At 73.3% G+C, this 14,629-nt stretch carries 5 protein-coding genes and 1 pseudogene; 5 read left to right on the top strand and 1 reads right to left on the bottom strand.

The window, feature by feature from the left end:
- Nucleotides 1-13: 13 nt before the first annotated feature.
- The 4 genes and pseudogenes from QSK39_RS51680 to QSK39_RS51695 all read left to right on the top strand — a co-directional run.
- Nucleotides 14-10,258: pseudogene (locus QSK39_RS51680) on the top strand (SDR family NAD(P)-dependent oxidoreductase); the annotation flags it as partial.
- Nucleotides 10,259-10,385: 127 nt separating this feature from the next.
- Nucleotides 10,386-11,312, top strand: a complete 927-nt coding sequence (locus QSK39_RS51685; protein WP_285485208.1) for an ATP-binding cassette domain-containing protein — start codon at nucleotides 10,386-10,388, stop codon at nucleotides 11,310-11,312.
- The gene (locus QSK39_RS51690; protein WP_285485209.1) at nucleotides 11,309-12,136 is read left to right on the top strand and encodes an ABC transporter permease; all 828 of its coding nucleotides are present in this window, start codon (nucleotides 11,309-11,311) and stop codon (nucleotides 12,134-12,136) included. Before QSK39_RS51685 ends, QSK39_RS51690 begins: the two co-directional genes overlap by 4 nt.
- Before the next feature lie 128 nt (nucleotides 12,137-12,264).
- Complete coding sequence (locus tag QSK39_RS51695; protein WP_285485210.1) at nucleotides 12,265-12,840, top strand: class I SAM-dependent methyltransferase; 576 nt, start codon at nucleotides 12,265-12,267, stop codon at nucleotides 12,838-12,840.
- Nucleotides 12,841-12,910: 70 nt separating this feature from the next.
- Here QSK39_RS51695 and QSK39_RS51700 read toward each other — a convergent pair whose 3' ends face one another.
- Nucleotides 12,911-13,675, bottom strand: coding sequence for an AfsR/SARP family transcriptional regulator (locus tag QSK39_RS51700; RefSeq protein WP_285485211.1), 765 nt, complete (start codon nucleotides 13,673-13,675; stop codon nucleotides 12,911-12,913).
- 294 nt (nucleotides 13,676-13,969) lie between these two features.
- Between QSK39_RS51700 and QSK39_RS51705 the strand changes: the two genes are divergently transcribed.
- Nucleotides 13,970-14,587, top strand: a complete 618-nt coding sequence (locus QSK39_RS51705; RefSeq protein WP_285485212.1) for a ScbR family autoregulator-binding transcription factor — start codon at nucleotides 13,970-13,972, stop codon at nucleotides 14,585-14,587.
- Nucleotides 14,588-14,629 lie beyond the last annotated feature (42 nt).

The raw sequence follows: 14,629 nt of genomic DNA on the forward strand, positions 1-14,629 counted from the left end.
GATGACTGACGAAAGCAAGCTGGTCGACTACCTGAAGCGGGTGACCGCCACCCTGCAGGAGACGCGGGAGCGGCTGCGCGAAGTCGAAGCCGCCGACGCCGAGCCGATCGCCATCGTCGCGATGGGCTGCCGGTACCCGGGCGACGTCCGCTCCCCGCAGGACCTCTGGGACCTGGTCGCCGAGGGCCGCGACGCCATCGGCCCGTTCCCCACCGACCGCGGCTGGGGCCTCGACTCGATGTTCGACGCCGACCCCGACAGCCCGGGCACCAGCTACGTGAGCGAGGGCGGCTTCATCCACGATGTCGCCCAGTTCGACGCGCCCTTCTTCGGCGTCTCACCGCGCGAAGCGCTCGCCATGGACCCGCAGCAGCGGCTCACGCTGGAGCTGGCGTGGGAGACCTTCGAACGCGCCGGCATCGCGCCGCACTCCCTGGCCAAGCAGCAGGTCGGCGTCTTCCTCGGCAGCGGCGACCAGGACTACTATGACGAGCTGCCGCCGTCGGTGCTCGCCGGTGAAGTGCAGGACTACCTGAGCACCGGCAACGCCGGTTCGGTCATCTCCGGCCGGATCGCCTACGCGCTGGGCCTGGAGGGCCCCGCCATCACGATCGACACGGCCTGCTCGTCTTCGCTGGTCGCGCTGCACCTGGCTGTGCAGGCACTGCGGCAGCGCGACTGCTCGCTGGCGCTGGCCGGCGGCGTCATGGTGATGTCGCGCCCGGGCCCGTTCGTCGCGTTCAGCCGCCAGCGCGGGCTCGCCGCGGACGGCCGCTGCAAGCCGTTCTCCGACAGCGCCGACGGCACCGGCTGGGCCGAGGGCGCGGGCACGCTCCTGCTGGAGCGGCTGTCCGACGCGCGTCGCAACGGCCACCCCGTCCTCGCCGTCGTGCGCGGCTCGGCGGTCAACTCCGACGGCGCGTCCAACGGCCTCACCGCGCCGAACGGCCCGTCCCAGCAGCGCGTCATCCGCCAGGCACTGGCCAACGCGCAGCTCTCGGCGTCCGATGTGGACGCCGTCGAAGGCCACGGCACCGGCACCACGCTCGGCGACCCGATCGAGGCCCAGGCCCTGCTCGCCACCTACGGCCAGGACCGCGACCGCCCGCTGTGGCTCGGCTCGATCAAGTCGAACATCGGCCACGCCCAGGGCGCGGCCGGCGTCGGCGGCGTGATCAAGATGGTGCAGGCCCTGCAGAACGGCCTGCTGCCGAAGACCCTGCACGTCACCGAGCCGACCACCGAGGTCGACTGGACGTCCGGGAACGTCTCGCTGCTGACGGAGGAACGTTCGTGGGCGCCGGGCGAGAAGCCGCGCCGCGCGGGTGTGTCGTCGTTCGGCGTGAGCGGCACCAACGCACACGTGATCATCGAGGAGGCCCCGGCGGCTTCGCCGGAAGAAGTCACTCCCGACTGGCCCGAAGGTGTGCCGGTCCCGTGGCCCCTGGCCGGGCACGGTGCCGCCGCGCTGAAGGCACAGGCGGCCCGGCTGTCCGATGTGGACGGCTCGGCACTCGACATCGGGTTCTCGCTGGCGACGTCCCGCTCGCCGCTGAGTCACCGCGCCGTCGTGTTCGACGGGAAGGCCGGGGTCGCCGCGCTCGCCGCCGGGGACGCCAGTTCGGCCATCACCGGCACGCCGGTCGAAGGGCTGACCGCGTTCCTCTTCTCGGGCCAGGGCGCGCAGCGCGCCGGGATGGGAGCCGAGCTGGCTGCCGCGTTCCCGGTGTTCGCGGCGGCGCTGGACGAGGTCTGCGCCGAACTGGACCAGCACCTCGACCGTCCATTGAAGACGGTCGTCTTCGACAAACCGCGCCTGATCAACCAGACCGGCTACACCCAGCCCGCGCTGTTCGCGATCGAGGTCGCGCTGTTCCGGCTGCTGGCGTCGTGGGGCATCAAGCCCGACTTCCTGCTCGGCCACTCGGTCGGCGAGCTGGCCGCCGCGCACGTCGCCGGGGTGCTGTCCCTGGCCGACGCGGCGAAGCTGGTCGCGGCTCGCGCGAAGCTGATGCAGGCGCTGCCCACCGGCGGATCGATGGTCGCGATCCAGGCGACCGAGGACGAGGTCACGCCGCACCTGACCGAGGACGTCAGCATCGCCGCGATCAACGGCCCGGACGCCGTCGTGATCTCGGGCGCTGCCGACGCCGTCGCCGAGGTGGCCGCGAAGTTCGAGCGCACCAAGCAGCTCAAGGTGTCGCACGCCTTCCACTCGCCGCTGATGGAGCCGATGCTGGCCGAGTTCGCCGAGGTCGCCCGTTCGCTCACCTACTCCGAGCCTGCGATCCCGCTGGTCTCCAACGTCTCCGGCGCGCTGGCCGGGGGAGAGGTCGCCACGCCGGAGTACTGGGTCTCGCACGTCCGCGCGGCCGTCCGGTTCCACGACGGGCTCACCGCGCTGAGCGATCAGGGCGTCTCGCGGTTCGTCGAGGTCGGGCCGGACGGCGTGCTGTCCGCCCTGACCCGGCAAACGACGGACGCCGTTGTCGTGCCGGTCCTGCGCAAGGACCGTCCTGAGCCGCAGGCCGCGCTCACCGCGCTGGCCGAGCTGTACGTCAGCGGACTGGCCCCGGACTGGGCCGCGGTGTTCGAGGGCCGCGGCGCTCGCCGCACCGACCTGCCGCCGTACGCCTTCCAGCGCAAGCGCTACTGGCTCGACGCCCGCGCCAACCGCGACGAGGTCACCGCCGCGGGCCTCACCTCCGCCGGGCACCCGCTGCTCGGCGCGGCCATCGCGCTCGCCGACACCGACGGCGTCGTCCTCACCGGCCGGCTGTCCCTCGAGACGCACGCGTGGCTCGACGGGCACCGCCTCGGCGACGTCGCCACCGTGCCCGGCACGGCCTTCCTGGAGCTGGCGATCCGCGCCGGCGACCAGGTCGGCTGCGGCCGGATCGAAGAGCTGACGCTCGGCAGCCCGCTGGTCGTCCCGGACCGCACCGGCGTCCAGGTGCAGGTGACGGTCGGGGCCGCCGACGAGCACGGCGTCCGCGCCGTCCAGATCCACTCGCGCCCCGAAGACACCGCCGGCACCGGCGAGCCCTGGCTCCTGCACGCCGGCGGCACCGTCGCGCCGCAGACCCACCGTGGCACCGAGCTGACCGAGTGGCCGCCCGCGGGCGCCGAGCCGGTCGCCATCGACGGGATCTACGACGACTTCGCCGACACCGGCCTCACCTACGGCCCGCTGTTCCGTTCACTGCGCGCGGTCTTCAAGCGCGGCCGCGAAGTCTTCGCCGAGGTCGCCCTGCCCGAGGACAGCGACGCCGAACGCTTCGGCCTCCATCCGGCCGCGCTCGACGCGTGCACGCACGCCCTGCGCGTGGCGGGCGGGGGAGACGGCGGAGTCGGGCGCGTCCCGTTCTGCTGGACCGGCGTCGAGCTGCACGCCACCGGCGCCTCGGCGCTGCGGGTGCGGTTCACGCCCACCACCGAGGACGGCTTCGCGGTCGCTCTCGCCGACACCACGGGCGCACCCGTCGCCACCGTCGCCGAGACCGTGTTCCGCGCGTTCACCACGCCGGTCGCGGCGGAGGCGCCGCTTTACCGGATCGAGTGGCAGCGGATCCCCGCCGAGTCCACTGTGGACACATCGGCCGTCGGGATCTTCGACTGCACGGGCTCCGAGACCCACGAGCTGACCCACCGCGTGCTCGGCGCCCTGCAGGACTGGCTCGCCGCCGAGCACCCGGAGGACGCGCGCCTGGTCGTCGTCACCCGCGGGGCCGTCGCGGCCGCCGGCGGTGTCACCGACCTCGCCGCCTCCGCCGCCTGGGGCCTCGTGCGCTCGGCGCAGGAGGAGAACCCCGACACGTTCGTGCTGCTCGACCTCGACGCCGAGTCGACGGCCGACGCCGTCCTGCCGCAGGTCCTCGCCACCGGCGAACCGCAGGCGGCCGTCCGCTTCGGCACGGTGCTCGTCCCGCGGCTCGTCCGCACGACGGCCGCCGCCGAACCGGCGTACTTCCACCCGAACGGCACCGTCCTGGTCACCGGCGCGTCCGGCGCGCTCGGTGGCACGCTGGCCCGGCACCTGGTCCGCGAGCACGGCGTCCGCCGCCTGCTCCTGGTCAGCCGGCGCAGCACGCCCGAGCTGGAGAGCCTGGCCGCCGAGCTGGACGTGCACGTCGACATCGCGCTCTGCGACGTCGCCGACCGCGCCGCGCTGGCCCAGGTGCTGGCCGCGATCCCGGCCGAGCACCCGCTCACGTCCGTGGTGCACGCCGCGGGCGTCCTCGACGACGGCGTCATCACGGCGCTGACGCCCGAGCGTCTCGACACGGTGCTGCGGCCCAAGGTCGACGGCGCGCTCAACCTGCACGAGCTGACCCGCGACACCGCGCTCTCGGCGTTCGTCCTGTTCTCCTCGGTCTCCGGCGTGCTCGGCGCCCCGGGCCAGGGCGGGTACGCCGCCGCGAACGCGTTCCTCGACGGCCTCGCCGCCCACCGCGTCGCACACGGCCTGCCCGCGCTGTCCCTGGACTGGGGCCTGTGGGGCGAGGTCGGCGGCATGGGCGGCACCCTGACCGAGGCCGAGGTCACGCGCCTCGCCTCGGGCGGCATCGTTCCTCTGTCCACTTCGGACGCGCTGGACCTCTTCGACCGCGCGCTGGCGTCCCGGCAGGCCGCCGTCGTCCCGGTGAAGCTGGACCTGCCCGCGTTGCGGAAGCTGGACCGGATCCCGAAGACCCTGGAGGAGCTGACCGGCCGGCCGGCCCGGCGTGCGGCGGCGAACGGGACGGCGGTCGCGGAGGACTCCTTCGCCGCCCGCGTCCGGGCCCTGCCGGAGGCGGACCGGGCCGACGCCGTGCTCGACCTGGTCCGCGGCCACGCCGCGACCGTGCTCGGCTACGGCGGCGGGCACGAGATCGAGCCGGCCGCGCAGTTCCAGTCGCTCGGCTTCGACTCGCTCACCGCGATCGAGCTGCGCAACGGCCTCACCGCGGCGACCGGGCAGCGGCTGCCCGCGACCCTGATCTTCGACCACCCGACGCCGTCGGCGCTGGCCACGCACCTGCTCACCGAGCTGGTGGGCGCGCCGGACGAGGTCGCCACGGCGGTGTCCCAGGCGCACGACGAGCCCATCGCGATCGTCGGCATGGCGTGCCGGCTGCCCGGCGGGGTCACCTCGCCCGAGCAGCTGTGGGAGCTGGTCGCCAACGGCCGGGACGCCATCGGCGACTTCCCCGCCGACCGCGGCTGGGACGTCGACGGCCTGCTCGACCCGACCGGCCGCCGTCCGGGCACCACGTATGTCGCCCGCGGCGGGTTCGTCCACGACGCCGGCGACTTCGACGCGACGTTCTTCGGCGTCTCGCCCAAGGAAGCCCCGGCCATCGACCCGCAGCAGCGGCTCCTGCTGGAGGCCTGCTGGGAGGCCCTCGAGCGGTCGGGCATCGACCCGTCGTCGCTCAAGGGCAGCCCGACCGGCGTCTACGCGGGCGTCCAGTACCACGACTACGTGGGCGCCAACAGCGCCGGCTCGATCGTCACCGGCCGCGTGTCCTACACCCTCGGGCTGGAGGGCCCGGCCGTCAGCGTCGACACCGCGTGCTCGTCTTCGCTGGTCGCGATGCACATGGCCGCCCAGGCCCTGCGTGGCGGCGACTGCACCCTGGCGCTGGCCGGTGGGGTGACCGTGATGGCGACGCCGGAGACGTTCGTCGAGTTCAGCCGCCAGAAGGGGCTGGCCGCCGACGGCCGCTGCAAGGTCTTCTCCGACGACGCCGACGGCACCACCTGGTCCGAGGGTGTCGGCGTGGTCGTGCTGGAGCGGCTGTCCGAGGCCCGCCGCCTCGGCCACCCGGTGCTCGCGGTGCTCAAGGGCAGCGCGGTCAACCAGGACGGCACGTCCAACGGCCTCACCGCCCCCAACGGCCCGGCCCAGCAACGCGTCATCCGCGCGGCACTGGCCGACGCCGGGATCACCGCGGCCGACGTCGACGCCGTCGAGGCGCACGGCACCGGCACGAAGCTCGGCGATCCGATCGAGGTCCAGGCGCTGCTGGCCACCTACGGCAAGGAGACCTCGGCCGACCGGCCGCTGTGGATCGGGTCGGTGAAGTCGAACCTCGGTCACACGCAGGCCGCGGCCGGCGCAGCCGGTGTCATCAAGATGGTCATGGCCATGAGCCAGGGTGAACTGCCCGCGACCCTGCACGTCGGCCGCCCGTCCACCGAGATCGACTGGTCGTCCGGTGCGGTCCGCGCGCTGGTGGAGCCGGTGAAGTGGCTGCCCAACGGCCACATCCGCCGGGCCGGCGTCTCGTCGTTCGGGGTCAGCGGCACCAACGCCCACGTGATCCTCGAAGAGGGCGACCGCCGGGAAGTGACCGGCGGGCACGACCACGAAGGCCCGGTCGCCTGGCCGGTCTCCGGGCGCGGCGCCGCCGCGATGCGGGCCCAGGCCGAGCAGCTGATGTCCTATGTGGACGAAGACCCGGAGGGCAGCCTCGCCGACATCGGCTTCTCGCTGGCCACCACGCGCAGCGCGTTCGACCGTCGCGCGGTGCTCATCGGCAGCCGCTCGCCGCAGTTCGTCCGCGGTCTCGCGGCGCTCGTCGACGAGGAGGAAGCGAAGGGTGTCGTCAGCGGTGTCGCCACCGCGGGCGGACGCACGGCGTTCCTGTTCGCCGGCCAGGGTTCTCAGCGGGTGGGGATGGGTGCCCGGCTCGCCGAGCAGTTCCCGGCCTTCGCCGCGGCGTACGACGAAGTCTGCGCGGAGGTGGACCGGCACCTCGACCGCCCGATTCGCTCGGTCACCGACGAGCTGGGCGAGACCCGCTACACGCAGCCCGCGCTGTTCGCGCTGGAAGTCGCGCTGTTCCGCCTGGTGCGTTCGTGGGGCGTCAAGCCGGACGTCCTCATCGGCCACTCGATCGGCGAGATCGCCGCGGCCCACTGCGCCGGCGTGCTCTCCCTGGCGGACGCGGCGACGCTGGTGGTCGCCCGCGGTGCGCTGATGCAGGCGCTCCCCGTCGGCGGCGCGATGGTGGCCATCGAGACGACGCCCGAAGCGATTTCCGACGACACCGTCGACATCGCCGCGGTCAACGGCCCGAACGCCGTCGTGATCTCGGGCGCGGCCGATGCCGTCGCCGAAGTCGCGGCGAAGTTCGAGCGCACCAAGCAGCTGAAGGTGTCGCACGCGTTCCACTCCCGCCTGATGGACCCGATGCTCGACGAGTTCCGCGCGGTCGCCGCGGAGCTGACCTACGCCTCGCCGCGGATCCCGGTGGTTTCGACGGTCACCGAGTCCGCGGACCTGACGTCGCCGGAGTACTGGGTTCAGCAAGTCCGCGAAGGCGTCCGGTTCTTCGACGCGGTGACCCGCGTCGCGGCCGACGGCGTCACCCGGTTCCTGGAGCTGGGCCCGGACACCACGCTCACCGCGATGACCGCGGGCTGCCTCGACGAACGGCCGGAGGTCCTGGCTTCGATGCTGCACAAGGAGAACGACGAGGCCGTGGCCGCGCTGACCGGTGTCGCGCAGCTGCACGTCAGCGGTGTCGACGTCGACTGGGCCGCGATCTACGAGCCCACCGGCGCCCGGCCGGTCGCCGTGCCGACCTACCCGTTCCAGCGGCAGCGCTTCTGGCTGGAGAGCACCACCGGCGCGGTGAGCCAGGAGGACCACCCGCTGCTCGGGGCGGCCCTCGAACTGGCCGGCGCCGACGGGCTGCTGTTCACCGGACGGCTGTCCGTGGGCACCCACCCGTGGCTGGCCGACCACGTCGTCGGCGGCGCGATCCTCTTCCCCGGCACCGGGTTCGTCGAGATGGCGATCCGCGCGGGCGACGAGGCCGGCTGCCCGCGCCTGGACGAGCTGACCCTGGAGTACCCGCTGGTCGTGCCGGAGCGGACCGGCGTCCGCGTCCAGTTCGCCCTCGACGCCCCGGGCGCCGACGGCACCCGCGCGTTCAGCGTCCACTCGCGGCCCGAGGGCTCGGCGGCCGCCTGGACGCGGCACGCCACCGGCAAGCTCGCCAAGGCGGGTCAGAAGGCGGACTTCGCCCTGACGGCCTGGCCGCCCGCCGGCGCCGAGCAGGTGAACCTGGACGGCACCTACGAGGAGCTGGCCGCCGACGGCCTGGCCTACGGTCCCGCGTTCCGCGGGCTGGTCGCGGCCTGGAAGCGCGACGGCGAGGCGTTCGCCGAGATCCGGCTCCCGGCGTCGGTGTCCGATGTGGACCGGTACGGCGTCCACCCGGCCGTGCTCGACGCGGCGCTGCACACGATCGGCGTCTCCGGCGCGGCGGGCGACGAGCCGGCGCTGCCGTTCGCGTGGGAAGGCGTCCGGCTGCACGCGGTCGGCGCGACGACGCTGCGGGTCCACGTCCGCCCGGTCGGCACCGGCGCGGTCGCGCTGGACGTCGCCGACGGTGCCGGCGCCCCGGTCGCGTCGGTGGAATCCCTGCTGCTGCGCCCGATGTCCGCCGTTCCGCAGGCCGCACCGACCGGTGAGGGGGACGCACTGTTCCGCGTCGCCTGGGAGCCGGCCGAGCTGGACGCGGTCGCCGAAGTCACCGACTGGTCCGTGCTGGGCGACGACGCCTTCGGCCTCACCGAGGCCCTGGGCGCCCAGGCGGCGGCCACCGGCCACGCTGTGCTCCCGGTGGCCGGCGACGACCTGCACGCCGAACTGCACCGCGTGCTCGGCCTGCTGCAGTCCTGGCTGGCCGGACCGGGGGAGTCGCTGATCGTCGTGACCCGCGGTGCGATGGCCACCGAAGAAGGGGAGAACCCCGACCCGGTCGGCGCCGCGGTGGCCGGCCTGGTCCGCTCGGCGCAGGCCGAGCACCCGGACCGGATCACCCTCGTCGACCTCGGCGCGGGCACGCCGGCGGGCCGGACGCTCGCCGCGGTGGCCGCTTCCGACGAGCCGCAGGTCGCCCTGCGGGCCGGTGCGGTGCTGGTGCCGCGGCTGGCCAAGGCGGCCGACGCGGCGGCCGCACCGGTCTGGGACGCCGAGGGCACGGTGCTCGTCACCGGTGCCACCGGTGCGCTGGGCTCGGCCGTGGCGAAGCACCTGGTCGCCGAGCACGGCGTGCGGAACCTGCTCCTGGTCAGCCGCCGGGGCGCCGACGCGCCCGGGGCGGCCGAACTGGCCGCGCTCGACGCGGACGTCACGATCGCCGCTTGCGACGTCGCCGACCGCGACGCCGTCGCCACGCTGCTGGCCGGGATCCCGGCCGAAGCGCCGCTGCGGGCGGTGGTGCACGCCGCCGGCGTCCTCGACGACGGCATCCTGACGTCGCTGACGCCGTCCCGGTTGGACACCGTGCTGCGCCCGAAGGCCGACGCGGCATCGGTCCTCGACGAGCTGACCCGGGACCTGGACCTGACCGCGTTCGTGCTGTTCTCCTCGGCCGCCGGCGTCCTCGGCGCCCCGGGCCAGGGCAGCTACGCCGCCGCCAACGCGTTCCTCGACGCGCTGGCGACCAGGCGCCGGACCGAAGGACTCCCGGGCACCTCGCTCGCGTGGGGCCTGTGGGCCGACGGCATGGGCGAGGCCCTCGACGGTGCGGACGCGCACCACATCGGGATCACGGCGCTGTCCACTGAGGACGGATTGGACCTCTTGGACTCGGCGGCCGGTGCCACCGAGGCACTGCTGGTGCCGATCGCGCTGGACACCCGCGTGCTGGCTTCGTCGGGCGACGACGACCTGCCCGCGGTGCTGCGCGGGCTGGCGGGCACGCCGGGCCGCCGCGCGGCGCAGGAAGCGGCCGAGGACACCGAGTCCCTGGCGAAGAAGCTCGCCGGGCTGCCGGTGGCCAAGCGCGTCCCGACCGTGCTGACCCTGGTGCGCACGCACGCCGCGGCGCTGCTGGGCCACGCCGGGCCGGAGGCGGTGGAACCGGACCGCTCGTTCAACGAGGTCGGCTTCGACTCGCTGTCCGCCACCGGGTTCCGCAACAAGCTCAGCCTCGTCACCGGCCTGAAGCTGCCGGTGAGCCTGATCTTCGACTACCCGACCCCGCGGATCCTCGCCGAGCACCTGGTCGGCGAACTGGCCCCGGCCGAGGTCGAGGTCGTCGCGGAAGCCGTTACGGAGCAAGGGGTTCGCGACGCGCTGGCGGGCATCCCGCTGGAGAAGCTGCGCGCCGCGGGGCTCCTGGACGGGCTGCTGGAGCTGGCCGGCGTGCGCCTGCCCGAGGAGGAAGAGGCCGAAGCCGTCGAAGAGGCCACGATCGACGACCTCGACACCGACGCCCTGATCAGCATGGCGATCGGCGGTGGGGACGACGACTAGCCCCGGCGCCACCCCTAACCCGGCCCGACCCGGCCATTATTGCCGCCGCCGCGCGGTCCGTGGCCCACTGGTACGGAGAGTTCCCGTGCTCCACAACGATCTTGACCCGAACGAGGAGAGGTAACCGATGGTCACCGGCTACGCAATCGAAGCACGGGGGCTGCGCAAGTCCTATGGCGACGTCAACGTCCTGGAAGGCGTCGACCTGAGCGTGCGGCGCGGCACGATGTTCGCGCTGCTGGGCCCGAACGGCGCCGGGAAGACCACGACGGTGCGGATCCTCAGCACCCTGCTGGACGCCGACGGCGGCACCGTGACGGTCAACGGACACGACCTCGGCGGGCCCAAGCGGAAGGTGCGGGAGCAGATCGGCCTCACCGGGCAGGACACCGCGGTCGACGAGCTGCTCACCGGCCGCGAGAACCTGCAGATGATGGCCCGCCTGTTCCACCTGGGCACGGCCGAGGCGAAGACCCGCGCCACCGAGCTGCTCACGCAGTTCGACCTGACCGAAGCCGCCGACCGCCAGGTCAAGACCTACTCCGGGGGCATGCGCCGCCGGCTCGACCTGGCGATCAGCCTGATCACCTCGCCGCCGGTGCTGTTCCTCGACGAGCCCACCACCGGCCTCGACCCGCGCAGCCGCTCGGCGATGTGGGACGCGATCCGCGAGCTGCTCGACGGCGGCACCACGATCCTGCTCACCACGCAGTACCTCGAGGAGGCCGACCAGCTGGCCGACCGCATCGCGGTGATCGACAAGGGCCGCGTCGTCGCCGAGGGCACCGCGGCCGAGCTGAAGCGCAAGGTCGGCACCGAGCGGCTGAAGCTCACCTTCGCCACCGCCGCCGAGGCGGAGCGCGCGCACGGCGTGACCGGCGGCGTGCTGATCGACGACACGGTCAGCGTCGCCATCGACCAGCCCGGCCAGGTCCGGCAGGTGCTCAACCAGGTCGCCGATGCGGGCCTCGAGACCACCGGCCTCGAGCTGTCCGAGCCGACCCTGGACGACGTTTTCCACACCCTTACCGGAACCGCGGGAGAGAAGCGATGACCCAGACCTTGTCCAGGGAGGTCGAGGGGACGCAGCTCCCCGACACCCCGAGCCGATCCTCGTTCGCGCTCGCGCTGTCCGACTGCCGGGTGCTGATCGGGCGCAACGTCAAGCACATCGCGCGCAACGCGGAGATGCTGATCCAGGCGGTCTCGCTGCCGATCGTGCTCCTGCTGCTGTTCCGCTTCATGTTCGGCGGCGCGATCAACGTCCCCGGCATGGCCTACATCGACTACCTGGTTCCCGGCTTGCTGGCCATCAGCATCGCGTTCAACTCGACGTCCACCGTGGTGGGCGTCGCCGCGGACCTCACGCAGGGCCTGGTCGAGCGGTTCCGGTCGATGCCCATGGCGGGCCCGGCCGTGCTCGTCGGCCACGTCGTCTCCGGCGTGCTGCGCAGCCTGCTCTCGTTCGTGGTGATGGTCGCGGTCGGCCTGGCCGTCGGGTTCCGCCCGGGGGGCGGCGTGCTCGGCTGGCTCGGCGCGATCGGGCTGCTGACGCTGTTCGCGACCGGCGTGTTCTGGCTGGCCACGCTCCTGGGGTCGATCGCCAAGACGGTCGAAGGCGCGGGCGGCCTCGGCATGATCCTCGTCTTCGTCCCCTACGCCACCAGCGCGCTGGTGCCCACGGCGTCGATGCCGTCGGTGCTGCGGGCGGTCGTCGACAACCAGCCGGTGACCGTGCTCATCGACGCCGTGCGCGGCCTGATGAACGGCACCGAGCTGGGCTCGACCGGCTGGCTGGCGCTGGCCTGGTGGGTCGTCATCACCACCGGTGCCGCGTACCTGGCGATCCGGAAGTTCCACCAGCGCGCCCGCGGCTGACCTCCCGCGACGCCCGAGCGGCCCGTGCCCCGGCACGGGCCGCTTTCGCGTGCGCAAGGTCGACTTTAGGTCGGTCCGGCACTCTGCGTAGAGAAGATCCGACCAGTCCGTGAAGTGAGGTGGCCCCGATGCCTGCCCGCATCGTCGAGAAGCCGGCCGTGACCCTCGACGCGTGGTTCGCCCCGCTGGCCGCCGAGCCGGCCGGCGCGGCGGCGTTCCTCGCCGAGGTCGCCGACCGGGTCGCTCGCCGCCCTCGCGTCCTCGTCCCGGGCGGTGGCCCGGTGGCCGAGGCCCTCGCGGCCGACGGTTACGCCGTCACGGACACCGCTTTCGACAGCCTGCCCGCCCAACGCTTCGACGTCGTCTACGCGGGCTCGGACGTCCTCTCGCGGCTGCTCGTGCAGCGCGAGCAGGTGCGCCTGGTCCGCCGGCTCGCGACGCTGCTGCGTCCCGGCGGCGGCCTGGTCGTGCAGGGATTCCACCCGGATCCGGCCCGCTGGGCGGCGCACCCGCTCGTCACCGGGCACGACTGCGCCCGCCAGATGCTGTTCCTGGCCGACGGCAGCCCGCTGCGCTACGTGTGGCCCGCGGAGCTGGACCTGATGGCCGAGCTGGCCGACCTCGCGCTCGACAGTCGCTGGGGTGGCTGGTACGGCGAGCCCGCCGCGTGCGGTGCGCCGGTCGTGTCGCTCTACCGGAGCTGAACAACCGTAAAAAGCGGCCCGGCCCCGCTGGTGGCGGGAACCGGGCCGCTGGGCCGGACGCGGAGGGGGATCAGACCGCGTCGGACATTTCGCCGACGAGGATGCTGTGGTGCAGCTTCCGCAGCGAGCTGCCGGGCTCGATGCCCAGCTGCTGAACCAGGTGGTTCCGGGCGGAGGCGAACGTCTCCAGCGCCTCGGCCCGGCGGTTCGACCGCAGCAGGGCCGTCATCAGGTACTCGTAGAACGTTTCGCGCAGCGTGTGCTCCTTCGCCAGCGCGGAAAGCTGCCCGACGACCTCGCGGTGCCTGCCGATCAGCAGCTCCGTCTCCATCAGCAGCTCCAGGCACTCCAGCCGGGTCTCCTCCAGCAGAGCGGCGTAGGCCTGGACGTCGGGGGAGTCGGTGAAACCGCCGAACGCCTCGCCGCGCCACAGGTTCGCGGCCTCACGCAGGACGGCCGCGGCCTCCTTGTAGTTGCGGTCCCAGTACAGGGCCCGCCCGCGCTCGTAGAGGCGGGTGAAGCGGTCGGCGTCGAGCTCGCCGTCGGTGACGTGCAGCGAGTAGCCGCGCGGGCTGGTCACCACCGGGCTGTCGTCCACGTCGTCCCCCGTGCCGCGCAGCAGCTTCCGCAGCTGCGAGACGTAGACGTACAGCGCGGCGCTCGCCCGGGCCGGCGGGTGCTCTCCCCAGAGCTCGCCGATCAGGTGCTCGGTGGTCGCCACCTGGTTGCGCTTGACCAGCAGCACGGCGAGCAGTGTCTCGATCTTGCGCGCCCGCGGGGCGCTGACGCCGGGCCGCCCGCCGACTTTCATCTGCCCCAGTATCTCGTAGTCCATGTCCAGTGCCTCCGGTGTCCGCGTGTCGATCGGATCTGCCCGGCCTGGCGCCCCCAGTGTGTCCTCCAGCGCCCATGTGCCCGGTCCCACAACGGCAGCGTACTAAACCGGGAGGTCGGTTTTCAAGACAAAACCGGGAGGTCGGTCGGTTTGTTCTGTGAGCGGTCGCGAAGTGCCTTGGCAGGGGCCGATTTCTGGGGTTCCCCTAGTTGTAAACCGGGCGGTTGGTATGTAATCATGATCGGGACGCGCAGGGTCCCTGCGCCGGAACGGCTCGACCCGAGGGGACCGACGGTGACCAAGCAGGCACGCTCGGAACACACGCGGCGCCTGTTGCTGGAAGCCGCGGCCGTGCTGCTGCACCGGGACGGCTACGCCGCCACCAGCATGGTGGGCATCGCGCAGGCGGCCGGCGTCACCAAGGGCGGCCTGTACTTCCACTTCTCCTCCAAGGACGAGATCTGCGACGAGGTCCAGATCGCCGCCGTGGACGTGCTGCGCGCGCACGTGGCCCGTCAGCTCGCGGTGGCCCGGCCGGCCCTGCGGCGCCTCGCCGAGCTCAGCCGCGCCCTGATGCACTGGCTCGACACCGACCCGAAGGTCGGCGCGAGCTTCCGGATGGCCCGCGAGATGGGCTCCGTGGACGAGCGGTTCGTCGTGTTCTCCCGCACCTGGCTGGCCCAGGTCCACGAGTTCGTCGCCGACGCGATCGACGGCGGCGAGCTCGGCGCCGACGTCCCGCTCGAGACCGCGGAGTTGCTGGTGGTGGTCACCTGCGTCGGGCTCGAATCCGTGGTGTCCAGCCGGATCGTCGTGCCGGACAGCGACCTCGCCGTGACGCTGGGCAAGCTGTGGCGGCTCATCGAGCTGGCCGAGCGATCACCGCGCCCGACCGCGGGCGCGGGGGCGTAACGCCGAGAGCGAGGCGAGGGCGGCCCGTTCTTCTCTGTGGTT

Source organism: Amycolatopsis sp. NBRC 101858 (genome assembly GCF_030269325.1).
GTDB lineage: Bacteria > Actinomycetota > Actinomycetes > Mycobacteriales > Pseudonocardiaceae > Amycolatopsis > Amycolatopsis ponsaeliensis.

Coding starts and splice junctions, on each gene's coding strand:
- QSK39_RS51685 (WP_285485208.1), top strand. CDS start 10,386: ATGGTCACCGGCTACGCAATCGAAGCACGGGGGCTGCGCAAGTCCTAT.
- QSK39_RS51690 (WP_285485209.1), top strand. CDS start 11,309: ATGACCCAGACCTTGTCCAGGGAGGTCGAGGGGACGCAGCTCCCCGAC.
- QSK39_RS51695 (WP_285485210.1), top strand. CDS start 12,265: ATGCCTGCCCGCATCGTCGAGAAGCCGGCCGTGACCCTCGACGCGTGG.
- QSK39_RS51700 (WP_285485211.1), bottom strand. CDS start 13,675: ATGGACTACGAGATACTGGGGCAGATGAAAGTCGGCGGGCGGCCCGGC.